This window comes from Paracoccus wurundjeri (assembly GCF_030678915.1).
Classification (GTDB): domain Bacteria; phylum Pseudomonadota; class Alphaproteobacteria; order Rhodobacterales; family Rhodobacteraceae; genus Paracoccus; species Paracoccus onubensis_A.
The window spans coordinates 50,800-74,062 of record NZ_JAUUTZ010000012.1 but is presented as its reverse complement, the minus strand read 5'-3'; the positions used below and the strand labels follow the sequence as shown (position 1 = coordinate 74,062).

Annotated in this window: 20 protein-coding genes; 12 read left to right on the top strand and 8 right to left on the bottom strand. The window is 60.5% G+C overall.

Features of this window, described 5'->3' with window-relative positions:
* Positions 1–269: 269 nt before the first annotated feature.
* Positions 270–956, bottom strand: coding sequence for a response regulator transcription factor (locus Q0601_RS13325; RefSeq protein WP_119750860.1), 687 nt, complete (start codon positions 954–956; stop codon positions 270–272).
* 133 nt (positions 957–1,089) lie between these two features.
* On the opposite strand from Q0601_RS13325, the gene ribA reads away from it, so the two are divergent.
* A complete protein-coding gene (gene ribA / locus Q0601_RS13320; RefSeq protein WP_305290335.1) occupies positions 1,090–2,148 on the top strand; it encodes a GTP cyclohydrolase II in 1,059 nt (352 codons plus the stop codon).
* Between the two features lie 11 nt (positions 2,149–2,159).
* On the top strand, positions 2,160–2,657 hold the full coding sequence (locus tag Q0601_RS13315) for a L,D-transpeptidase family protein (protein WP_370656135.1): 498 nt from the start codon (positions 2,160–2,162) through the stop codon (positions 2,655–2,657).
* Positions 2,658–2,735: 78 nt separating this feature from the next.
* On the opposite strand, the gene Q0601_RS13310 is transcribed toward Q0601_RS13315, so the two are convergent.
* Both Q0601_RS13310 and Q0601_RS13305 read right to left on the bottom strand, forming a co-directional pair.
* A complete protein-coding gene (locus Q0601_RS13310) occupies positions 2,736–3,389 on the bottom strand; it encodes a YggS family pyridoxal phosphate-dependent enzyme (RefSeq protein ID WP_305290331.1) in 654 nt (217 codons plus the stop codon).
* 70 nt (positions 3,390–3,459) lie between these two features.
* Entirely contained in the window at positions 3,460–4,485 is a 1,026-nt protein-coding gene (locus Q0601_RS13305; protein ID WP_305290330.1) for a porin, read from the bottom strand.
* Positions 4,486–4,768: 283 nt separating this feature from the next.
* Here Q0601_RS13305 and Q0601_RS13300 point away from each other — a divergent pair, with 283 nt between their 5' ends.
* The 5 genes from Q0601_RS13300 to Q0601_RS13280 all read left to right on the top strand — a co-directional run bounded on the left by Q0601_RS13300 (position 4,769) and on the right by Q0601_RS13280 (position 10,652).
* Positions 4,769–5,251, top strand: coding sequence for a DUF3576 domain-containing protein (locus Q0601_RS13300; RefSeq protein WP_305290329.1), 483 nt, complete (start codon positions 4,769–4,771; stop codon positions 5,249–5,251).
* Between the two features lie 80 nt (positions 5,252–5,331).
* Positions 5,332–7,866: a leucine--tRNA ligase gene (gene leuS / locus Q0601_RS13295; protein ID WP_305290327.1), complete on the top strand. Its 2,535-nt coding sequence runs from the start codon at positions 5,332–5,334 to the stop codon at positions 7,864–7,866.
* A gap of 10 nt (positions 7,867–7,876) precedes the next feature.
* Entirely contained in the window at positions 7,877–8,425 is a 549-nt protein-coding gene (gene lptE / locus Q0601_RS13290; RefSeq protein WP_305290326.1) for an LPS assembly lipoprotein LptE, read from the top strand.
* On the top strand, positions 8,422–9,450 hold the full coding sequence (gene holA / locus Q0601_RS13285) for a DNA polymerase III subunit delta (RefSeq protein WP_305290325.1): 1,029 nt from the start codon (positions 8,422–8,424) through the stop codon (positions 9,448–9,450). Before lptE ends, holA begins: the two co-directional genes overlap by 4 nt.
* Positions 9,447–10,652 carry a BaiN/RdsA family NAD(P)/FAD-dependent oxidoreductase gene (locus Q0601_RS13280; RefSeq protein ID WP_305290324.1) on the top strand — a complete coding sequence of 402 codons (1,206 nt, stop codon included), beginning with the start codon at positions 9,447–9,449 and terminating at the stop codon, positions 10,650–10,652. Before holA ends, Q0601_RS13280 begins: the two co-directional genes overlap by 4 nt.
* A 168-nt stretch (positions 10,653–10,820) precedes the next feature.
* Here the strand turns inward: Q0601_RS13280 and Q0601_RS13275 are convergent, their stop codons facing one another.
* Positions 10,821–12,137, bottom strand: a complete 1,317-nt coding sequence (locus Q0601_RS13275) for an MFS transporter (RefSeq protein ID WP_305290323.1) — start codon at positions 12,135–12,137, stop codon at positions 10,821–10,823.
* Positions 12,138–12,288: 151 nt separating this feature from the next.
* On the opposite strand from Q0601_RS13275, the gene Q0601_RS13270 reads away from it, so the two are divergent.
* The 4 genes from Q0601_RS13270 to Q0601_RS13255 all read left to right on the top strand — a co-directional run bounded on the left by Q0601_RS13270 (position 12,289) and on the right by Q0601_RS13255 (position 18,585).
* Positions 12,289–13,074 (top strand): exodeoxyribonuclease III, encoded by a 786-nt coding sequence (locus tag Q0601_RS13270; protein WP_305290322.1) that lies wholly within the window; start codon positions 12,289–12,291, stop codon positions 13,072–13,074.
* Between the two features lie 152 nt (positions 13,075–13,226).
* A complete protein-coding gene (locus Q0601_RS13265) occupies positions 13,227–14,858 on the top strand; it encodes a DUF1217 domain-containing protein (RefSeq protein WP_305290321.1) in 1,632 nt (543 codons plus the stop codon).
* 101 nt (positions 14,859–14,959) lie between these two features.
* Complete coding sequence (carB, locus tag Q0601_RS13260; RefSeq protein ID WP_305290320.1) at positions 14,960–18,298, top strand: carbamoyl-phosphate synthase large subunit; 3,339 nt, start codon at positions 14,960–14,962, stop codon at positions 18,296–18,298.
* Between the two features lie 68 nt (positions 18,299–18,366).
* Positions 18,367–18,585 (top strand): hypothetical protein, encoded by a 219-nt coding sequence (locus Q0601_RS13255; RefSeq protein ID WP_305290319.1) that lies wholly within the window; start codon positions 18,367–18,369, stop codon positions 18,583–18,585.
* Here Q0601_RS13255 and Q0601_RS13250 read toward each other — a convergent pair.
* Positions 18,549–19,130 (bottom strand): transglycosylase SLT domain-containing protein, encoded by a 582-nt coding sequence (locus Q0601_RS13250; RefSeq protein ID WP_305290318.1) that lies wholly within the window; start codon positions 19,128–19,130, stop codon positions 18,549–18,551. The genes Q0601_RS13255 and Q0601_RS13250 overlap by 37 nt on opposite strands.
* 69 nt (positions 19,131–19,199) lie before the next feature.
* Positions 19,200–20,678, bottom strand: coding sequence for a glycerol kinase GlpK (gene glpK, locus Q0601_RS13245; RefSeq protein WP_305290317.1), 1,479 nt, complete (start codon positions 20,676–20,678; stop codon positions 19,200–19,202).
* A gap of 206 nt (positions 20,679–20,884) precedes the next feature.
* Here glpK and Q0601_RS13240 point away from each other — a divergent pair, with 206 nt between their 5' ends.
* The gene (locus Q0601_RS13240) at positions 20,885–21,964 is read left to right on the top strand and encodes an ABC transporter ATP-binding protein (protein ID WP_305290316.1); all 1,080 of its coding nucleotides are present in this window, start codon (positions 20,885–20,887) and stop codon (positions 21,962–21,964) included.
* Positions 21,965–22,021: 57 nt separating this feature from the next.
* Here Q0601_RS13240 and Q0601_RS13235 read toward each other — a convergent pair whose 3' ends face one another.
* Together Q0601_RS13235 and Q0601_RS13230 are read right to left on the bottom strand one after the other, a co-directional pair.
* Positions 22,022–22,663, bottom strand: coding sequence for a DsbA family protein (locus Q0601_RS13235; RefSeq protein WP_305290315.1), 642 nt, complete (start codon positions 22,661–22,663; stop codon positions 22,022–22,024).
* Positions 22,657–23,202: a DUF721 domain-containing protein gene (locus Q0601_RS13230; RefSeq protein WP_305290314.1), complete on the bottom strand. Its 546-nt coding sequence runs from the start codon at positions 23,200–23,202 to the stop codon at positions 22,657–22,659. Before Q0601_RS13230 ends, Q0601_RS13235 begins: the two co-directional genes overlap by 7 nt.
* Between the last annotated feature and the right edge of the window lie 61 nt (positions 23,203–23,263).

Below are 23,263 nucleotides of genomic sequence, written 5' to 3'. Positions count from 1 at the left end.
CAACTCCGGAAAGCGATCCGGGTTCCCGATAAAATCCTGCAGCCGCGACCGCCCGGTAATGAAATAACCCCGGTGCACAAGGCACCGGGGCATCAGAGAGAGAAAGAAGGTATGCCCACAACCGTGGACGATAACTTCCTATCACCAACGCATCCTGCCGGGTTAGGTTCCACGATTCCGCTCGTCTGGGGGATTCACACTGTTTTGTGAAAACCGAAAGGCCCGGCATGACCCCGGGCCCCTTCTGATTCCAAGTTTCGGAATCCTGTTCAGGCAATCAGCCGATAGCCGCCGGATTCGGTGACCAGCAGGCGCGCATTCGAGGGATCGGGCTCGATCTTCTGGCGCAGACGATAGATATGTGTCTCAAGCGTATGCGTCGTGACGCCGGCATTATAGCCCCAGACCTCATGCAGCAGGACATCGCGCGGCACCACACCATCCTGTGCGCGATACAGGAACTTGAGGATATTGGTTTCTTTCTCGGTCAGACGGATCTTGCGGTCCTTCTGGTCAATCAGCATCTTCATCGCCGGCTTGAACGTATAGGGCCCAAGCTGGAAAATCGCATCCTCGGATTGCTCATGCGTCCGCAACTGCGCCCGCAGACGGGCCAGCAGGACCGGGAACTTGAACGGCTTGGTCACATAGTCATTCGCCCCGGCGTCAAGACCAAGAATCGTATCCGCATCGGTATCATGTCCGGTCAGCATGACGACCGGGCATTTGACATTCAGCTTGCGCAGCTTCTTGCACAGCTCGCGGCCATCGGTATCGGGAAGGCCCACATCAAGAATGACCAGATCGTAAATGGCGTTCCGGGTGGCATCCACCGCCTCGGCACCGGTCCCGGCTTCGATCACTTCGAATTCATCGGTCGCCGCCAATTGCTCGGCCAAAGCCTCGCGCAGGTCTTCCTCATCATCGACAAGCAATATTTTTTTTAGTCCGGGCATGTTGCCTCCTTCACGCTATTGCGCAAAGGAGTGGGGACAGGCCCCGGTTCCGTCCAGAGGGATCAATGAATTCTCACATGGAATTGTCGGTATGGGGCCATTATGTTTCAGAATGTTTCAATAATCGCCAGCCATGAGCCTGATCCCGACCCTTGCCGAAACCATATCCCGCGCCCGTGCCGATCTGCGCATGGGCCTGCCTGTCGTGATCGGCAACCATATCGTCGCAGCGGTCGAGTCGCTTTCGCCGACGCGGCTTTCCGACATGCGGGCACTGGGCCAGCCGGTTCTCGCACTGACCGCGCGTCGGGCGGAAACACTGAAAGCCCGCGTCTATGATGACGGGCTGGCGCGGGTGATCGTGCCCGATGACGGCGATCTTGCATGGCTCAGGGCGCTTGCCGATCCAGCCGGCGATCTGATGACGCCGATGAAAGGCCCTCTGAAAACCCTGCGCGACGGAGAGGTTCAGGATCACAAGGCAGCATTGGCGCTTGCCAAATCGGCCCAGCTTCTGCCCGCAATGCTGATGATCGCTTCGCCCCCCCTGCCCGGCCTGACGACACTGGCGGCCGGACCGATGCTGGCCCAACTTGCAAGCGAAGCCGCCGTTGCGCCGGTCGCCGCGGCCCGGCTTCCGCTGCTGTCGGCAGAGCGTTCGCGCCTGCATATCTTCCGGCCCGACGACGGCGGAACCGAACATTACGCCATCGAGATCGGCGATCCGCCCCGCGATCAACCCGTTCTCACCCGGCTGCATTCCGCCTGCTTTACCGGTGATGTGCTGGGCAGCCTGAAATGCGATTGCGGCCCGCAGCTTCAATCCGCCCTGACGGCAATGGGTCAGCAGGGCGCCGGCGTGCTGCTTTACCTCAATCAGGAAGGGCGCGGCATCGGACTTGCCAACAAGATGCGCGCATATGATCTGCAAAATCAGGGCTTTGACACGGTCGAGGCGAATCACCGGCTGGGATTCGAGGATGACGAACGGGATTTCCGGATCGGTGCGGCCCTGCTGCGGCGTCTGGGCTTTGATGCTGTGCGACTCATGACCAATAACCCGCGCAAGGTAGCGATGCTGGAAGGTCAGGGGATCAAGGTTTCCGAACGCGTCCCCCTGATCACCCCGCGCAACCGGTTCAATACCGATTACCTCGACACCAAGGCTCTGAAATCGGGGCATCTGCTGTGACGCGGCAAGATATGGTCCTTACCCCGCGTGGCATCCGCTTTCTGGGCCGGATATTCCCGTGCAGCATCGGCAAGACCGGCATCACCACGCATAAACGCGAGGGCGACGGGGCTACGCCCGCCGGTATTCTGCATATCACCGGCCTGTGGTATCGCCCCGACCGGCTGGCGCCCCCTGCCCCCTGGGCGCGCCCTGTCGGACCAGGTGATCTCTGGTGCGACGATCCCGGCCATCCGGCCTATAATCATCACGCCCGCGCGCCCCTGCCCGCCAGCCACGAGCGCCTGCGCCGCAGCGATCCGCTTTATGACCTGATCCTGACCACCGACTGGAACTGGCCCGATGCCATCCCCGGTTGGGGCTCGGCGATATTCCTGCACCAATGGCGCCGCCCCCGCTTCGGCACAGAAGGTTGTATCGCCTTCTCTCGCGCTCACCTGCTTCGGATCGCCGCACTGGCCATCCCCGGAACGCGCCTGATCGTCCCCAATGCTCTCGCCGGCCAATAGCCACATTCTTCTTTGTCCAAATACCTCGGGGTGAATTGGCCGCAGGCCAAGAGGGGCAGCGCCCCTTCCCGATTCCGGCTACCCGTAATCCCGCGCCCCGAATATCGCCGAACCGACGCGCACATGAGTCGCGCCCTCGGCAATTGCGGCTTCGAAATCCGCACTCATCCCCATTGACAGATTCGGCAGCCCGTTATCCTCAGCCAATTGGCGCAGCAGGCGGAAATGCGGCACCGGATCGCCGCTTTCCGGCGGGATGCACATCAGACCGCCGGGCGAAAGGCCCAGCTCGCGGCACGAGGCAAGGAAACCCGGCAGTTCATCCGCCAGCACACCGGCCTTTTGCGGCTCATCCCCGGTATTGACCTGAACGAACAATTCGGGCGCCCTGCGCTGCTCGGCGATCTGCGCGGCCAGTTTGCGGGCAAGCGACATGCGATCCAGCGAATGGATTGCGTCGAAAAGCTGCACGGCCAGCTTTGCCTTGTTCGACTGCAAGGGGCCGATCATATGCAGCGAGACGCCCTCGAATCGCTCGCGCCAATCGGGCCATTTGCCCTGCGCTTCCTGCACGTAATTCTCGCCGAAGATGCGCTGCCCGGCCTCAAGCACGGATTCGACCCGCCCGGGCGGTTGCACCTTGCTGACAGCGATCAGCGTGACCGCACCGGGGGTACGCCCCGCAGCCTTTTCTGCCGCGGCAATGCGGCCTTTGATATCATTCAATCCCATGACAGGACCAAACAAAAAGAAAAGAGCGGACGCAAGGCCCGCTCTTCACAATTTACGATGATCGTTTCGATCAGAAGTCGAAGCGAACACCCATGTCGGCGGTGACACGCTCGTCGTAGTCACGCTGCAGCGAAGCACCAAGACGGGCACCGCCCAGATCGTAGTTCACGCCGATACCGAAAGCGTTGTCGGTTTTGTTCCACTCTGCGTCGTTGTTCGCGACATAGGCTTCGATGTTGGTCAGCCCATCAGCCAGGGTGTAGTCGCCATAGATAGCGATGGTGTTACCTTGCTCGACATACTCACGATTATCGTCGCTACCGGTGACCCCGTCATTGCTGGCGTCAACATAGTTCAGACCGATGCGGGCGTTGTCCATGACGGCATAACGCGCACCGATGAAGAAGATGTCGTTGTCTTTGACGCCTGCGCCATTCATGACATAGGCAGCCGACAGTTCCAGACGCTCGTTCCAGACATAGTCGATCGACAGACCGTATTCTTCTTCGACGTCATAGAAGTATTTAACGCCATCAATAACTTCAGAGGTTGCTTCGCGATGGCCAGATTGATCGGGATCAACGTACGAACCTTGAACGGTCAGGTTGTCGATCTCGTACAGAACGCGGACACCAACACGGTCAACATCGTCATAAGCGGCGGATTCATAGGTAAAGAACGAACCGGTGCGGTCGCTGAAACCGACCGAGCGGTCAAATGCACCAAGTTCCGTTTCGTAGATCAGGCCATTCGAGTCGAACGCGGTGTCGACGTTACCAACCTCGACGGTCAGACCGTTCGAGGTAACGTACAGCTTACCGGCGTTGGTCGACGCTTTTTCCCCACGCGAACCGTGACCCTGATCCCACTGCAGACGGAAACGCGCACCGAAATCAACGCCTTGGTCGGTCGAGGTCGACGCGTCAAGGTTCATCCGCAGACGCGAAACGATCTGCGAATCGTTGCCGCCGTCAGTCAGTCCACCGTCTTCGTAATACTGCACACCGGTCCGGCCGTAACCCGAGATGGTGACGTCGGCGGCAGCAAAGCCAGCGGACAATGCCAGCGCTGTGGAGGCGATAAGAGCCTTTTTCATGGTAATGTTCCCTCTTGTCTCTCTGATGCCCAAACCGGATTACCGTCTTGGGTATGCATCGTGTTTCCTACTTTCAGCTTCGCTATGCAACGAAATCAGCCGGCTGGGCCGGGGATTAACGAAGACTGTGATGCACAAGCGCCACAGTTTCTGGTTGCAACGTGTCCTTTCTGTTTTGCCCGCCGTGACCCCGCTTTGTGAAAGCAAGGTTTTGCCAAAGCGCTTGTCGCTAGGGGGGAATCCGCGCTAAAGCTGCCGTGAATGGCAAAATCCGGGGGATCGCATGAAAACGCCACGCATCGTGCAGTTGTTTTTCGTTACGGCGCTTTGCGTCGGATTGGCTGCATGCGGAGGCAATCGCGCCACCAGAGGCGACGACATGTCGGCCTATGGCGCCGATATGCGTCCCAGCGCCCGCCAGACCACGATCTGGGACGTGTTCGGCAACCGCAGCAATCCAAACACCACGGTCGCGGTGAACAAATATCTGTGGAATGCCAGCCTCGAAGTCCTGAATTTCCTGCCGATCCAGTCCGTCGATCCCTTCACCGGCGTGATCGTGACCGGCTATGGCACACCGCCGGGCGGCGGCAGGTCCTATCGGGCAACGGTCCAGATCAGCGATCCTGCCATGGATGCACGCTCGCTCAAGCTGTCGCTGCAAGGGCCGGGCGGCGCTGCCGTCGCACCCGGCACTGTGCGCGCGGTCGAGGATGCGATCCTGACCCGCGCCCGGCAAATGCGCATCCGCGACAGCGGCCTGTAACCGCGCACTCCTACAGCACTGGACCAATGCGCGCCTGCCGTATACATCCTGCGGCCAAAGAATAATGCCCGAGGTCCGACATGCCCTACGATCCCTCCAGCTCCGAGTCCCGGTGGCAGCAAGCCTGGGCCGATGCCGGATGCTTTACCGCCATCCGCGACGAGCGGCCGAAATATTACGTGCTGGAGATGTTTCCCTATCCGTCGGGCCGGATCCATATGGGTCACGTGCGCAACTACACGATGGGCGATGTGGTGGCGCGGTTCAAACGCGCGCAGGGTTTCAGCGTGCTGCATCCGATGGGCTGGGACGCATTCGGCATGCCCGCCGAGAATGCCGCGATGGAGCAGGGCGGTCATCCCCGTGACTGGACCTATGCCAATATCGCCACCATGCGGGATCAGCTTAAGCCGCTTGGCCTGTCCATCGACTGGAGCCGCGAATTCGCCACCTGCGATGATGCTTATGTCGCGCAGCAGCAGGCGCTGTTCTTGGACTTCCTGGATGCCGGGCTGATTACCCGCAAATCGGCGCAGGTGAACTGGGATCCGGTCGATATGACCGTGCTTGCGAATGAGCAGGTGATCGACGGCAAGGGCTGGCGCTCTGGTGCACCGGTCGAGCGGCGGGAACTGACGCAATGGTTCTTCCGCATCTCGGATTATTCCGAAGAGCTGCTGGACGCCATCGACGGGTTGAAAGGCTGGCCCGACAAGGTGCGGCTGATGCAGCAGAACTGGATCGGCAAGTCCCGAGGCCTGCAAATCCGGTTCGAAACCGTGAACGCCCCCGAAGGCTTCGATCAGATCGAGGTTTACACGACCCGCCCCGACACGCTGATGGGCGCATCCTTCGTGGCGCTGTCGCCGGATCACCCATTGGTCACCGCGCTGGCCTCGAATCCGGACGTGGCCGCCTTCATTCAGGAATGCCGCAGCATCGGCACCACGGAAGAGGCCATAGAAACCGCACCGAAATTGGGCTTTGATACCGGCTTGACCGTGCGCCATCCTATTGATTCGTCTTGGGAATTGCCGATCTGGATCGCCAATTTCGTGCTGATGGATTACGGCACCGGCGCAATTTTCGGATCCCCCGCCCATGACGAGCGCGACCACGAATTCGCCACGAAATACGGCCTGCCGATACCCGCTACATTCGGCGAAAAAGGGATGGATCTGGAACAGGCAGACGCGCTGGTCGCAAAGGCGCCCTATGTGCCGTTGAAATCCGAGCCGGTGTCCTATGTCCGCGGTTTCACCGGCGAGGCCGAACAGACGGGCGAGGCCGCGGTCACAGCGGCAATCGCGGTTGCCGAAGCGCAGGGCTGGGGCGAAGGCGTGACCAAGTTCCGGCTGCGCGACTGGGGCATTTCGCGGCAGCGCTATTGGGGCTGTCCGATTCCCGTAGTGCATTGCGACACATGCGGGACGGTACCCGAGGCCAAGGAAAACCTGCCGGTGCTGCTGCCGCAGGATGTCAGCTTCGATCAGCCCGGAAACCCGCTGGACCGTCACCCGACATGGCGCGATGCGACCTGTCCGAAATGCGGCGGCGCGGCGCGGCGCGAAACCGATACGATGGATACATTCGTCGATTCGTCATGGTATTATGCGCGTTTCACCTCGCCCGGGGCCGATACGCCAACCAACCGGGCGGATGCCGATTACTGGATGAATGTCGATCAATATATCGGCGGAATCGAGCATGCGATCCTGCATCTGCTGTATTCCCGCTTTTTCGCCCGCGCGATGGTCAAGACAGGCCATCTGCCGGAAAGCGCGTCAGAGCCCTTTGACGCGCTGTTCACGCAGGGCATGGTCACGCATGAGATTTATCGTACCCTCGATGAACGCGGCCGCCCGGTCTATCACCTGCCCGAGGATGTCACCGACGGCAAGCTGGCCGATGGCACCCTGGTCGAGACCGTTCCTTCGGCCAAGATGTCGAAATCCAAGAAGAATGTCGTTGATCCGGTGAATATCGTCGCCAGTTTCGGGGCGGATACCGCGCGCTGGTTCATGCTGTCCGACAGCCCGCCCGAGCGAGACGTGGAATGGACCGCCGCCGGGGCCGATGCCGCCTATAAGTTCCTGTCCCGCGTCTGGCGTCTGGCCGATGAAGCACCCGAAAGCGGCGAGGATCCTGCCCTGACCCGCGCAGCGCATCGGGCCATTGCCGATGTGACCCGCGCGATCGAGGGCTTTACCTTCAACAAGGCGGTGGCCAAACTGTACGAACTCGCCAATGCCGTAGGAAAATCCGGGGCAGGGGGCGAGTCGCGGCGCGAGGTATTGCGCATCATGGCGCAGCTCATGGCGCCGATGGTGCCGCATCTTGCGGAAGAGGTCTGGGCAAAGGCCGGCGGGCAGGGCATGGTGGTGGATGCACCCTGGCCCAAGGCCGATCCCGCATTGCTGGAGGATGACACCGTGACGCTGCCCGTCCAGATCAACGGCAAACGCCGGGCCGAAATCAGCGTGGCGAAGGATATGCCCAAGGACCAGATCGAGGCATTGGTGCTGGCCGATGAGACGGTGCAGCGCTTCCTTGACGGTGCGGCGCCCAAAAAGCTGATCGTGGTGCCCGGCCGGATCGTCAATGTGGTTGCATAGGGCGAACCCGATGAAAACCCCGTCATCCAAAAGCACAGCAAAGCCGCGCATCGGGACAACGGCACCCCGCAATTCATTACCCAGACGTACGGCCATTCTGGGAATACTGACGCTGTCCGCCTGCGGCCTGACCCCGGTTTACGGCCCGAATGGTGGCGGCAAAAAGCTGTTCGGCAAGATCCGTCCGCGCGACCCGCAGGATTATCAGGAATTCGCCTTCAACCGCCGTCTTGCCGAACGCATCGGTCCGGAGGGCGAAGCTTCCTATGATCTCGATTACCGGATAAGCATCGGCGTCGTCCCGCAGGCGATTACCACCGATGAGATCACCACCCGCTATTCCCTGAACGGCACGGTGGATTTCGCGCTTAAGGAAAGTTCCGGCGGCGCCACGCTGACCTCTGGCCGTGTCAGCAGTTTCACCTCTTACTCGACCACGGGCACCACGATCGCCACGCTCAGCGCCGAGCGCGATGCACGCGAGCGTCTGGCCCGAATGCTGGCGGATCACGTGGTGACAAGATTGCTGGCAGCCTCTGCCTCGTTATCTGCCCCATGAATCTCAAGGGCGGTGAAATCGCCCGCTATCTGGCGCGGCCCGATCCTTCGCGCCCGGCCTTGCTGATCTATGGGCAGGACGCCATGCGGGTTGCGCTTAAACGTGCCGAAGCCATCGCCTCGCTGACCGGCGAGAACGCCGAAGAGGAAATGCGCCTCACCCGCCTGCCCGGAGCGGGCCTGAAGAAAGATCCGGCCGCGCTTCTGGATGCAATCAAGGAAGTCGGATTCTTTCCCGGCCCCCGCGTCGTTCTGGTTGAGGATACTCCCGACAGTGGCACGGACGCGATCAGGGTCGCCCTGGAGGAATGGCAGCCCGGCGATGCGGTTATCGTGATCACCGCCGGAGGATTGGCGAAGTCATCGGCTCTGCGCAAATTGTTCGAGCCGCATAAACAGGCGGTTGCCGCACCGATCTATGACGATCCGCCGGGCGAGGACGAGATCCGCAAATGGCTGCAAGCCGCCGGCCTGCAAGAGGTTCCCCCCGACGCCATGCGCGATCTTCTGACATTGGCGCAGGCGCTGGATCCGGGCGATATGCGCCAGACTATCGAGAAGATCGGACTTTACAAATATGGGGATCCCTCGCCGCTGACGCCTGCCGAGATCGCCCTGAACACACCTGCCACGATAGAGGCGGAACTGGACGAATTGCTTCATGTCGTGGCCGAGGGGCGCTCGGACGAGTTCGGACCGCTGATGCGCCGGATCGAGGGGCAGGGGGTCACGCCGGTTTCGCTATGTATCGCCGCGCTGAGGCATTTCCGGGCGCTGCATCTGGCCGCAGCCGATCCGCAAGGGCCGGGGGCGGGGTTGTCGCGCATGCGCCCACCGGTGTTCGGCCCGCGCCGCGACCGCATGACCCGGCAGGCGCAACAATGGGGCGTGGCACCGCTGGAAGAGGCGATATCCCAGCTGCTGACCACCGACCTGACCCTGCGCAGCGCAAGCCGCGCCCCGCAAATGGCGCTGGTCGAGCGTGCCCTGATCCGGCTGGCGATGAACCGCCGGGGACGACGGTGAACAATCGGCCCGACGCATTGGTCATCGGCGCAGGGCCGGCCGGACTGATGGCCGCCGAAATGCTTGCCGGGGCAGGGCGGCAGGTGGTCATTGCCGACGCGATGCCGACACCGGCGCGAAAATTTCTGATGGCCGGTAAATCGGGGCTGAATCTGACCAAAAACGAGCCGGAAGACGCGTTCGCCACTCATTTCAACGGCAGTGCCGCCTTTGCATTGGGATATGGGCAGCCGGATGCATTCGGTCCGCAAGAGGCGATGGACTGGGCGAGCAGCCTTGGCGCAAAGCTGTTTACCGGCTCGACCCGGCGTGTCTTTCCGGTAGGCATGAAGGCGTCACCTCTGCTTCGCAACTGGCTTGCACGGTTGCGCGAGGCCGGGGTCGAGCTGCGAACAAGATGGAAATGGACGGGTTTGCAGGACGGTTTCCGGTTTTCTACCCCCGAAGGCGAACAGGTCCTGCGCCCGTCCGTCACCGTGCTTGCCCTTGGCGGCGCAAGCTGGCCCCGGCTGGGTTCCGACGGCACATGGATGTCGATCCTGCACGCGGCGGGGGTGGACATGACGCCTTTCCGCCCCGCGAATATGGGGCTGCGCGTTTCGTGGTCACCTGAAATGGCGCGCTTTTTCGGATCGGCCGTCAAGGGCGTGGCCCTTCGTGCCGGAGAACAGGTCAGCCGTGGGGAATGGGTCATCACGCGCGACGGGATCGAAGGCGGCGGCATCTATGAAATCGCCGCCCGGATTCGGGACGGTCAGGTGGCCCATATCGATCTGGTACCGGATCTTGACCATCAGGTGCTTGCCGGGCGTTTTCGAAGGCCCAGGCGCAAGCTTTCGGTCGGGAACTGGCTGCGCCGGGTACTTGGAGATCCGGTCAAAACGGCGCTGTTGCTGGAATGGGGACAACCTCGACCTGACGACCCGGATGATTGGGCGGCTTTGGCCAGGAACCTGATACTGCGTCATGACGGACCGATGGAGATTGAACATGCGATCTCGACCGCAGGCGGAGTAGCGGGCAGCGCGATCACCCCGGATCTGGAGTTGAAGGCACTGCCGGGCGTATTCGTCGCAGGCGAAATGCTTGATTGGGAGGCCCCGACAGGCGGCTATCTGATCACGGGATGTCTTGCTTTGGGAAGGCGCGCGGGACTGGCGGCATGTGCCTTTCTTGACGCGCGTCAAAACAGGCTGCATTGAACCGGGCATGCAAGCTGCCTGCGTCCCGCGGTGGGGGGGGGGGGGGGGGGGGGGGGGGGGGGGGGGGGGGGGGGGGGCGCTGCCCCCGGACCCCCGAGGTATTTACCGCAAAGAAGAAGGGTAAAGAGGCAGGTCAGGCATGATGCGCCATGTTTAGCGCGAAGCCGCCTAACCGATTGCCCGATCGCGGGTTTCCTCTTTCACCAGCAACAGGGCGGCTGTCCCCAAAAGCAGAAGCAGGGCGAATACGCCTATGGCGAAACCAAATCCTTTGACGAAGACGTATGCCAGAAGGCTGGGCGCGAGAATACCGCCCAGCCGGGCAACGGCGCTTGCGGTGCCCATGCCGGTGCCGCGCAGATTCGTGGGATAGAGTTCAGGCGTAAAGGCGTAAAGCGCGCCCCATGTGCCAAGCAGCGCAAAGCTCATCATGATCAGCGAAATGGCGATCATCGCCGTTGAACCGGCAATCGTGAATAATGCGCATCCCGCCGCGCTCAGGATCAGGAAGCCCATCAGCGTATTGCGCCGCCCGACCGCCTCGACGCCCCAGGCGGCAAGCATATATCCCGGTATCTGCGCAAGAGCGAGGATGACCACGAAGCCGAAGCCGCGCACGAAACCGAAACCCTCGGTCGCAAGTTCCCCCGGGACCCAGACGAACACTCCGTAATAGGAAAGCGAGACAAGGAACCAGACGGCCAGAATCCCGATGCTCCGGTCACGCAGGGCCGGACCGAAGATCGAACGTTCGGCCGCGTCGGAAACAGGAGCCGGAATGATCTGCGTCCCTTCGTCCAACAGCGGTGCCCCATTCACCGAAAGAACGCGATTGACGACCCGCCGCGCCTCGGGTTCGCGTTTGTTGCGGATAAGGTACATGGGCGATTCCGGCACCCAAAGCCGCAGCCAGATCCCGATCAGGGCGGGCAGGGCGGCAATCGCGAAGATCCATCTCCAGGGCGCGGCTGCTTCGAGCGAGGTGGCAATCCACGCGGTCACGGCGATGACGACGGTTCCCACCGCCCAGAAACCTTCAAGCCAGACCAGCCAGCGCCCCCGGTTCTTCGGCGGCAGAAACTCGGCCATCATCGCGTAATCGACGGGCAGGGTGCCTCCGACGGCGACGCCGGTCATGAAGCGCATTGCCAGCAAGAATGTGAAATCATTGGCGAGCACCGAGGCAAGGCCGAATATCGCATCCATCGCGACGGTCAGCAGCAAGACCTTGCGCCGCCCGATCCGGTCGGCAATCCGTCCGAAACCATAGGCGCCCACGAACATCCCCAGAAAGAACAGCGTTCCGATCTGAAGCGCGGTGACCCGCTCTACCCCGAAACTTGCGGCAACCGATGGCCAGGCAAAGCCAACTGCGATGACCTGCATCGCGTCCGCCGCCCAGACAAGCCCGAATATCCCCAGCAGGCGCCATTGAAAGCGCCCTGTGCCGCCCCGTGCCAAAGCGTCGTCAACGGTGATCTGCATGGGCCGTCCCTTTTTTCACTTTGTCGCCCTCATTAGCTGCTGCGCCGCATTTCACCAAGCGTCAATATGGCGGAAAAGACGGCTTGCCCCGCCGCTCTGGCTCGACATGCCTTTATCCCGCGGCTAGGTTCCCGAACAAAGGAGCCCGCATATGTTCACACTCGCCACCTGGAACATCAATTCCGTCCGCCTGCGCGAAGCCCTGGTCACCCGGCTATTGCGAGAGGAAGGCCCGGATATCCTGTGCCTTCAGGAATGCAAATCGCCGGTCGAGAAGATCCCGCTGGAGGGATTTCGAGAACTTGGCTATCACCACATCGTCGCGCGCGGCCAGAAGGGTTATAATGGTGTCGCGATCCTGTCCCGCCTGCCGATCGAGGATGCGGGCGACCGGGATTACGCCGGACTTGGCCATGCCCGCCACGTTGCCGCACGGACCGAAAGCGGGATCACCATCCACAACATGTATATCCCGGCAGGTGGCGATATTCCCGACCGCGAACTGAACCCGAAATTCGGCCAGAAGCTGGATTTCGTGACCGAGCTGCGCGATGTTTTCCATGCCGAGCGGCCCAGCCGTTCGATCATGGTCGGTGATTTCAACATCGCGCCGCGCGAAGACGATGTCTGGTCGCACAAGCAATTGCTGAAAGTGGTCAGCCATACGCCCATCGAGGTTGAACACCTGATGCAGGCGCAGGACGCCGGGAAATGGGTGGATATCACCCGCAAGGATATTCCCGACGGCCAGCTTTATTCATGGTGGAGCTATCGCGCACGGGATTGGGATGCCGCCGACAAGGGTCGCCGGCTGGATCACATCTGGGCCAGCCCGGATATCGCCAATTCCGGTCATAACAGCCGGGTATTGCGCGATGTCCGCGGCTGGGAAAAACCAAGCGATCATGCCCCGGTCTTCGCGAGTTTCGATCTTTGAAGCATCGTCCGGAAGCGACCAGGGCGGGTTATCTAAAGATTTAATTACAAGCCGCCGCCCGCAAGCGATCCGTTCATAAATTATCAGCCTCTGCCGCGTTACATCTGTTCCGCAGATTCTGTTCGGAATGTTCCGGTAATCGGGGTGATGTGATGGTGTTTTCGGTAAATTTGGGTATCGGCGGTCCCGCCGGATGGAATCTGCTGCAACGCACGGAAGCCAAAAGCAAACAGGTGCTTGCGCGCGATCCGGTGGTAAAGCGGGAAATCGACTACTACCGCGACCGCATACAGCATGTCGAAACCGCTGATGATCTGGTGGGCGATTACCGCCTGTTAAGCGTTGCGCTAAAGGCGCATGGGCTTGAAACGGAAATAAATTATCGCGGGCTTATCAAGAAGGTTCTGGAATCCGATCTGAACGATCCCCGCTCGCTTGCCAATCGGCTTGCGGACAAGCGATATCTTCGGCTTGCGGAAAGCTTCGACTTCAACCGCAAAGCCTCGGGCGGCATCGATGCGAGCGTTCCGATAGAAGAAAGGATCGGCCTCAGGGGATATTCCAGAGAGGTGTCCGGTTTTGCCACGCGGCGAAAGGACGAGATCGTCAAACTGGCAGAAAGCACAACGAACGATCATGCTTTCTGGACAAAAGCCCGCAAGAGCCCCTCATTGCGGAAAATGATGACGGTCGCGCTAAACCTGCCGGACGGTTTCGGGAAATCCACCTCCTACACCGATAGCTCGGGCGAGCAAAAACTGCTGATCACCACGGAAAGCCGGCCCGCGGTCGAAAAGGCCAAGATTCTGAAAGCGCTGGAGGAGGTTGTCGGTGTCAAAAGTTTCAAGGAACTGGCCGACCCCTCAACGGCAGAGAAACTTATCCGCGCCTATGTGTTTAATGACCGTGATTTCATCATTCAACAGAAGATCGAGGCCGATACCGAAGCGCAAACCTGGCGTAATCTGCCGAAATCAGACCAAACGGAAATTTTCCTTCGCAATATCGGCCTGACCGGTTTCGACAAGGATACGATCAGTGCGACCCAAAAAGCGCATGATACGATGAAGAAGGTTTTCGAGATCAAGGATCGGGACGCCACGATTACCTTTGCGCTGCTGCGCAACGATAATTTGCAAGATGTCCTGACAAGCGCGTTCGATCTGGGCGAAGATTTCAGCAAGCTTTCCTTCCTGAAGAAAGAAGAGATATTCACCGAAAAGGCGAAGAGTATCTTCGATGTCGAATCGCTGACGGAATTCGCGGATCCCGCAAAACTGGAACAGGTCTTCCGCCGTCATGTCTTCCGGCTGCGGACAAGGGAAAAGATCGACGATTCATCGCAAATGACCGATTCCGCGGAAAAAGTCGCCACGGCTTATGTTGATCGTGAATTCGAATCCCGAATCGGGCAAAGTGATGAATCCCTTCGGCTCGCATTGAATGCACGGCGCGAGATCGCACGCATAGCCGAGGCTGGCCGCAGTGATCGGGCGAACTGGTTCGAATTGCTCAGCAATCCACCTTTGCGGCAGGTGTTTCAGGGCGCATTCGGCTTTGGTCCATATATGGCGAGCCTGGATGTCGACCGGCAGGCGGATGAGTTTTCCAAGGCCGCCAGACGCGTCCTTGGAACCGATTCATTCAAGGATATCGCCGGGGAGGAAACGACCGAACGGCTGCTTCGCACCTATCTTGCACGTTCGCAGACAAGCGATTCATTCGCCGTGAATCGCTATAGCGCCGCGCTCACATTGCTGGCCAATCCCGGCCCGTTTTTCTGACATTGTCGGACCTTGTGGCAGTTGCCACCTTGCGCACAGGCCACGCTTGGCTATAACCCCGGACGATTTGCGCAACTCCTAGACATGCCGGGGGCAGAACCATGCCGAAAAGAACCGATATCAAATCGATACTGATCATCGGTGCCGGACCCATCGTGATCGGGCAAGCCTGCGAGTTCGATTATTCAGGTGCACAGGCCTGCAAGGCGCTGCGCGAAGAGGGCTATCGCGTCATCCTGGTCAATTCCAATCCCGCCACGATCATGACCGATCCCGAAATGGCGGACGCGACCTATATAGAGCCGATCACCCCCGAAATCGTCGAGAAGATCATCGCCAAAGAGCGCCCGGACGCGCTGCTGCCGACGATGGGCGGGCAAACCGGTCTGAACACCGCGCTTGCACTTGCCGATTCGGGTGTGCTGAACCGCTATGGCGTCGAGCTGATCGGGGCGCAGCGTTCCGCCATCGAAATGGCCGAGGATCGAAAGCTGTTCCGGGAAGCCATGGACCGGATCGGGCTGGAGAATCCGCTTGCGACCATCGTTTCGGCCCCAAAACTCGCCAGCGGCAAATATGATATCAATGCCGGCGTCAACACGGCCATGGAGGCGCTCGAGGAAATCGGCCTGCCCGCGATCATTCGACCGGCCTTTACCCTTGGCGGGACCGGTGGCGGGGTAGCTTATAACCGCGACGATTATGAACGGATCGTGCGCTCGGGGCTGGATGCCTCGCCCATGGCGCAGGTTCTGATCGACGAAAGCCTTCTGGGCTGGAAGGAATACGAGATGGAGGTCGTGCGGGACCGCAACGACAATGCCATCATCGTCTGTTCCATCGAAAACGTCGATCCGATGGGCGTGCATACCGGCGATTCGATCACCGTCGCCCCCGCCCTGACACTGACCGACCGCGAATATCAGATGATGCGGAACGGCAGCATCGCGGTGCTGCGCGAAATCGGCGTTGAAACCGGCGGATCGAATGTGCAATGGGCGATCAACCCCGCCGATGGCCGTATGGTCGTGATCGAAATGAACCCCCGCGTCAGCCGTTCCTCGGCGCTGGCCTCCAAGGCCACAGGTTTCCCGATCGCCAAAATCGCCGCAAAACTTGCCGTCGGCTATACGCTGGACGAGCTGGACAACGATATCACCAAAGTCACACCGGCAAGCTTCGAGCCGTCCATCGATTATGTCGTGACGAAAATCCCGCGTTTCGCCTTTGAGAAATTCCCCGGCTCCAAGCCCGAGCTGACAACCGCAATGAAATCCGTGGGCGAGGTGATGTCCATCGGCCGCAGCTTCCATGAATCGCTGCAAAAAGCCCTGACCTCGATGGAAAACGGCCTGACCGGGCTGGATGAAATCAACATCGAGGGTTTTGCGGAACAGGGCAAGCCTGCCGTCATCGCCGCATTGTCGAAACAGACGCCCGACCGTTTGCGCGTTATCGCCCAGGCAATGCGTCTCGGGCTGAGCGACGATGAAATCCAGCGGATCACCCATTTCGACCCGTGGTTCCTGCAACGCCTGCGCGAAATCGTCGATACCGAAAACAAGGTCCGCGAAAACGGCTTGCCGACAGATGCCGAAGACCTGCGGGCGCTCAAGATGATGGGTTTTTCCGATGCCCGCCTTGCGATGCTGACCGGTCGGGAAGAGGACGATATCCGCCGCGCCCGGGTTTCGATGGATATCCGCCCGGTCTTCAAGCGCATCGATACCTGCGCCGCCGAATTCGAGGCGCAGACGCCCTATATGTATTCGACCTATGAAAGCCCGGCGATGGGTGAGGTCGAATGCGAATCCCGGCCGACCGCGGCGAAAAAGGTCGTCATCCTTGGCGGCGGCCCGAACCGGATCGGGCAGGGGATCGAGTTCGATTATTGCTGCTGTCACGCCTGTTTCGCACTGACCGATGCCGGTTATGAAACCATCATGGTCAACTGCAACCCCGAGACCGTCAGCACCGATTACGATACCTCGGACCGACTGTATTTCGAGCCATTGACACTGGAACATGTGCTGGAAATCCTGCGGGTCGAAAAGGAAAACGGCACGCTTCACGGCGTCATCGTACAGTTCGGCGGTCAAACCCCACTGAAACTCGCCAATGCGCTTGAAGCCGAAGGAATCCCGATCCTTGGCACCACCCCGGACGCGATCGACCTTGCCGAGGACCGCGAGCGGTTCCAGAAGCTTCTGAACGATCTGAACCTGAAGCAGCCGGTTAATGGCATCGCGCATAGCGACAGCGATGCCATTGCAATCGCCGGGAAAATCGGCTTCCCGCTGGTGATCCGGCCGTCATATGTTCTTGGCGGCCGCGCGATGGAGATCGTGCGGGACATGGATCACCTGAAACGCTACATCAACGAGGCCGTGGTGGTGTCGGGCAAGAACCCGGTGCTGCTGGACAGCTATCTGACCGGCGCGATCGAGGTTGACGTTGACGCCCTTTGCGACGGCGAAAATGTCCATGTCGCGGGAATCATGGAACATATCGAAGAAGCCGGAGTCCATTCCGGCGACTCGGCCTGTTCGCTGCCTCCGCATACACTGGATCAGGCGACCATTCAGGAACTGAAACGCCAGACCATCGAGATGGCGCGCGCCCTGCATGTCGTCGGCCTGATGAATGTGCAATTCGCGCTCAAGGATGGTGATATCTATGTGCTCGAGGTAAATCCCCGCGCATCGCGCACGGTTCCCTTCGTCGCCAAGGCCACCGACAGCGCCATCGCCTCGATTGCCGCGCGGCTGATGGCGGGCGAGCCTATGTCGAATTTCCCCGCCCGCGATCCCTATCCCGAGGGGGTCGGTCCCGAAGACGATCTGCCTTTCGCCGATCCGCTGACATTGGCCGATCCCAACACACCGTGGTTCTCGGTCAAGGAGGCAGTGATGCCTTTCGCCCGGTTCCCCGGTGTCGATACGCTGCTGGGCCCGGAAATGCGCTCGACCGGCGAAGTGATGGGCTGGGACCGCAATTTCCCGCGCGCCTTCCTTAAGGCGCAGCTTGGGGCGGGAAGCAATCTGCCGCATGATGGGCAAATCTTCCTGTCGATCAAGGATGCCGACAAGACCGACGCCATGGCCTCCGCCGCCCGCGATCTCATCGACATGGGCTTCCAGATCATCGCCACCAGCGGGACAGCCGATTTCCTGGCCGCCAGGAATGTCGAGGCGCAACGCGTCAACAAGGTCTATGAGGGCCGCCCCAATATCGTTGACCGGCTGAAGAATGGCGAGATCACGATGGTCCTGAACACGACCGAAGGGGTACAGGCCATTGCGGATTCTCGCGAAATCCGCGCCGTCGCCTTATATGACAAAATCCCCTATTTCACGACCGCTGCAGGCAGCATAGCCGCCGTCGCCGCGATCAGGTCCCGTGACGAGGGCGAGGTGGGCGTGCGCAGCCTTCAGGCATAGAGCCCGCCACCGCCGGATATAAGGATCATGCTCTGCGTTTCATAAAGGCTCGGGCCATGGGGTAGCTATTGCCTTCTCTCGCGCCCGGCCCGGATTCATTTCCTCCCCTTCTTCTTTGCGGTAAATACCTCGGGGGTGCGGGGGGCCCCCCCCCCCCCCCCCCCCCCCCCCCCCCCCCCCCCCCCCCCCCCCCCATCGCGGGACGCAATCTGCCGCCGCAACACCGGCATTTCGCTTCAGACGGGAAAAATCACCCTCTTCCGCAGGACGCCAGCTGCATGCGATAGGTTTCCGAGCGCGATCCGACCTTGTTCGCCACGTTCATCAGCCATCCCTTGGACCGATAGGATCCGCGTGAGAAACCTCCGCGACCTTCGTGATAGGCCAGATATTGCGATGTCGCGTCCAGTTTCGAGATGCCAAGCCTTCTTGCCGAACCATCCATGTACCATCCCATGAAATCGGTCGCATCGTCGATCCGGTCACGTCTTGCGCGGCGCTTTCCGGTTTTCTCGACATATTCTTCCCAGGTGCCGTCCAGCGCCTGTGAATATCCATAGGCGCTGCTTTGCCGCCCCATCGGGATCACGCCCAGAAGATAGCGATGCGGGGTGCGGGCATTGCCGATGAACTTGGATTCCTGATGGATGGTCGCCATCTGCACATGGACAGGTATTCCCCAGCGCCTTTCAGCCTTTCTCATCGCATTCAGATAGGCCGGGCGCTCGGCCACGATGGCACACGCATTGTCAAGATTCCGTGGCGCCTTGTAGTTGCCGCCCCCGCATGAGGCGACAAGCGCGACGATCGCGAGTTTCAGAAACCTGTTCATCACTGCCCTCTTATCGTTTTTTTGTAATATTACGGAAAAACGCGCTTGCGTAAAATCACAAAGCCCGAATCAGACCGCCATGACCGCCTGAACAGCCCTTTGCCATGCGGAATATCGCCGGTCACGCTCTGTCCCGCTCATTTGCGGTTCGAATCTGCGATCAAGCCGCCACGCTTTGGCATATTCCTGTGGTCCCGGGCATAAATCTGCGCGGAAACCTGCCAGCCAGGCAGCGCCTTGTGCGGTCGTTTCGGTATTCACGGGGCGATCGACCGGTGCGCCCAGAATATCCGCCAGAAACTGCATTGCCGGCTCGCTGGCGGTCATGCCGCCATCGACCCGCAGCACCGCCGCATCGCCGGTGCCTTGCCAATCCGCGGCCATGGCATGCCAAAGATCGCGGGTCTGGAAGCCAACGCTTTCAAGCGCGGCACGGGCGAATTCCGCCGGACCGGTATTGCGCGTCAGCCCAAACACCGCCCCTCGCGCCCGAGGGTTCCAATGCGGCGCGCCCAACCCGGTGAATGCCGGAACCATGATGATCTGCTGGCTGTCATCGGCCTGCTCGGACAGGGATTGCGTCTCTTTCGCCTCGCGGATCAGTTTCAGCCCGTCGCGCAACCACTGAACCACTGCTCCGGCGATGAAGATGCTCCCTTCCAGCGCATAGACCGGCTTGCCATCCAACTGATAGGCGATGGTCGTAAGCAGCCGGTTTTCCGAGGTCACCGCCTGTTCGCCCGTGTTCAGCAGCGCAAAGCAGCCGGTGCCATAGGTTGATTTCATCATGCCCGGGTCGAAACAGGCCTGACCCACTGTCGCCGCCTGCTGATCGCCCGCCACGCCCTGAATGGGAATTTCGCGCCCGAACAGATCGGCGCGGGTGGTGCCGAACTCGGCGGCGCTGTCCAGAACATCAGGCAGGATCGCCCTTGGCACGTTGAACAGGCGGCACATGTCATCCGACCAGTCGCCCTTGCGGATATCGTAAAGCAATGTCCGCGAGGCGTTCGTCGCATCCGTCACATGAGACCTGCCGCCGGTCAATTTCCAGATCAGGAAGCAATCCACCGTGCCAAAGGCAAGTTCCCCGGCTTCGGCCCGCGCCCGCGCGCCTTCGACCTGATCCAGTATCCAGGCAATTTTCGTCGCACTGAAATAAGGGTCAAGCAGCAGCCCGGTCACCGCCCGGACGGCATCCTCGTGCCCTTCATCCTTCAAGCGGTCACAAAGATCCGCCGTCCGGCGATCCTGCCAGACAATGGCGCGATATATGGGCTTTCCGGTCTTGCGGTCCCAGATCAGGACCGTCTCACGCTGATTGGTGATCCCGATAGCGTCAATGCGCGGATTACCCGCCTTTTCGATCGCGCCCCGCGCCGTCGCGGCGCTTGTCGTCCAGATGTCATCCGCATCATGCTCGACCCAGCCCGAGCGCGGGAAATGCTGTTCGAATTCCTGCTGTGCGCTTGCCTGCACCTGCAAATCGTCGCTGAACACCAATGCCCGTGACGAGGTTGTACCCTGGTCCATTGCCAGAATGGTCATCTCTGCCCTCCCCTATATTCTGGTTATAGATAGCGTTTGTGGCCTTGCGGGTGAAGCGCCCCGGATCATTTCGCGCTGGCCGTAACAGTGCGACCGGAAAACCATATTTCAACGCCGAACACGGCACAGGCAGAGCTGATGGCAGTTGCAGCGCGAAATCGCGCCTGCTAGGCAACGAAAAGCCTTGGTGAAAGCGTCGTCTCATCGTGACAGCACCGCCCCGACTGGAAGTTCAAAGCCTGACCCGTTCCTTCAACGGGCAAGCTGTTGTGGAAAATGTCAGTTTTTCGGTCGAGGCAGGGCAGGTAGCCTGCCTTCTGGGCCCCTCGGGCTGCGGGAAATCCACAACGCTCCGGCTGGTGGCCGGGGTGGATATGCCGGATAGCGGGCATATCCTTGTCGATGGCAGAACCATGTGCGACGCCGCGACACATGTTCCGCCCGAACGCCGCTCGGTCGGGCTGATGTTTCAGGATTTCGCGCTTTTTCCGCATCTGCCGGTCAGCGAGAATGTCGCCTTCGGGCTGAAGGGCGGTTTTTCCGCCAATCGCGACCGCGTACGGGAACTGCTGGCGCGCGTGCAGATGTCATCCCATATCGACAGCTATCCGCATCAGCTTTCGGGCGGCGAACAACAGCGCGTAGCCCTGATCCGTGCGCTTGCACCACAGCCGCGCATCCTGTTGATGGATGAGCCTTTCAGCGGTCTGGATGAGCGTCTTCGCGACGGGATCCGCGACGAAACACTGGCCCTGCTGAAGGAAGAGGGCACCGCAGTCCTGCTGGTCACGCATGAACCCGACGAGGCGATGCGCATGGCAGATCAGATCCTGCTGATGCGCCGGGGCCGGATCGTGCAGCAGGGCGCGCCCTATAACCTGTATAATGCGCCGGTCGACCGCGAGGCAGCCGGGTTTTTCAGTGATATCAATATTCTGACTGGGAAGGTGCAGGGCGCGTTAACGAATACGCCCTTTGGCGAATTTCTTGCGCCGGGGGTCGCGGACGGGCAAGAGGTGGAAATCGTTATCCGCCCGCAGCACCTGAAAATCGACTTCGACCGGGCCGGGCGGGGGCCTGCCCCTACGGCGGAAAACGGCAGCGCGGCGCTTGCCCGTGTCAGACGCGCGCGGTTTCTGGGCAGGGAATCCCTGGTCGAGTTTATCACCGATAACGGGGAAATCATCCTGAACGCGACAGTTCCGGGGGTATTCCTGCCACGCGCCGATACGCCGATGTGGCTGATGTTGCGCCGCGACCGGGTTTTCGTGTTTCCGAAAAAGTGAAGACGGCCCCTTTCGCCAGGAAGCGACAAGGGGCCGCGAACCGGATCATGCGTTGGCTTATTCCGCCTCGGCCAGTTTGTCGTCGATGATCTTTTTCATATCATCCCAAGGCTGGTTCATTACCTTTTCCTCGCCGATGATAAAGGTCGGCGTCGCCTCGATCTCATCCGCGGTGGCATTGTCCTGGAAGGTCTTGATCAGGCTTTCGGCAGTGCCCTTGTCATCCCAGCAGGCGGTCATCTGCTCTTCCGACATGCCCGCTTTCAGGCCGATCTTGCGCAAATTCGACGCGATTTCATCACCAGACCCACCGGACAACCATTTTTCCTGATCGTCGAACAGCATGTCCGACACGGCATAGTATTTGTCATCACCACCGCAGCGGGCAAGAATACCGGCCCAAAGGCCGACCGCATCGAAATAGACATCGCGCTGGATGAAGCGGACCTTGCCCGTATCGACATATTCCGATTTCAGCTTGGGCCAGTTTTCCTCATGGAAATTGGCGCAATGCCCGCAGGTGAAGCTGGCATATTCAATGATTGTCAGCGGCGCGTCCTCTGCTCCCAACGCGATATCGGGAACGGTCTGCGCTTCGCTGGCCTCGGTTTCGGCCTCGGCGGTCGCGGCCTCGTCCTGCGCCAAGGCGGGTGTTGCCAGCGACAACGCCAATGCGGCAACGAAAGAGCGGGTCAGCATGAAGAATCCTTTCGGTTTGTTCGGGATGAGATATTCAGTGTCAGTCGCGCCATGGCCTCGGCAAGCTGCGGATCCTCGAACTGCCCGGCAACCTGCCTTGCCTCGGCCAACGCTTCGGGATCCGGGGGCCGCATCTCGCGACGGGCTGCCAAAGTGAACTGTGCCTGACCTTCGGCAAAGCCGCTTGCCGCGGTTTGGGTCAGGGAAATCTTCTGAATCGCATTATAGCCATAACAGGCATTGATACGCTCGCGCAGATGCGGCAGCTGCATCTCGACCATCGGCGCAGCCGGACCGGTGGTCAGCAGGATCAATGTCGCGCCAAGCCCGCCCCGTCCATAGCTGATGCGCACCGGGCGGGTCTGCCGGGCAAGCTGCTCGCCCGCGATTTCCGGCCAATGCGTCAACAGCCGGGTCACGGCGAAACCACGACCCTCGGCTGCCTTCTGCACCTGCTTCGCCAGCACTGAAGACGCCGCCTGAAAACCGCGCCTCCGACGGTTTGTGCTTTTATTCGGGCTGTGCGATATCTGGGCCATACCTGTCTGTTCGGTTATCCATAATATATCCTTAACCAGCAGCAGGCCCGGATGAAAGCTT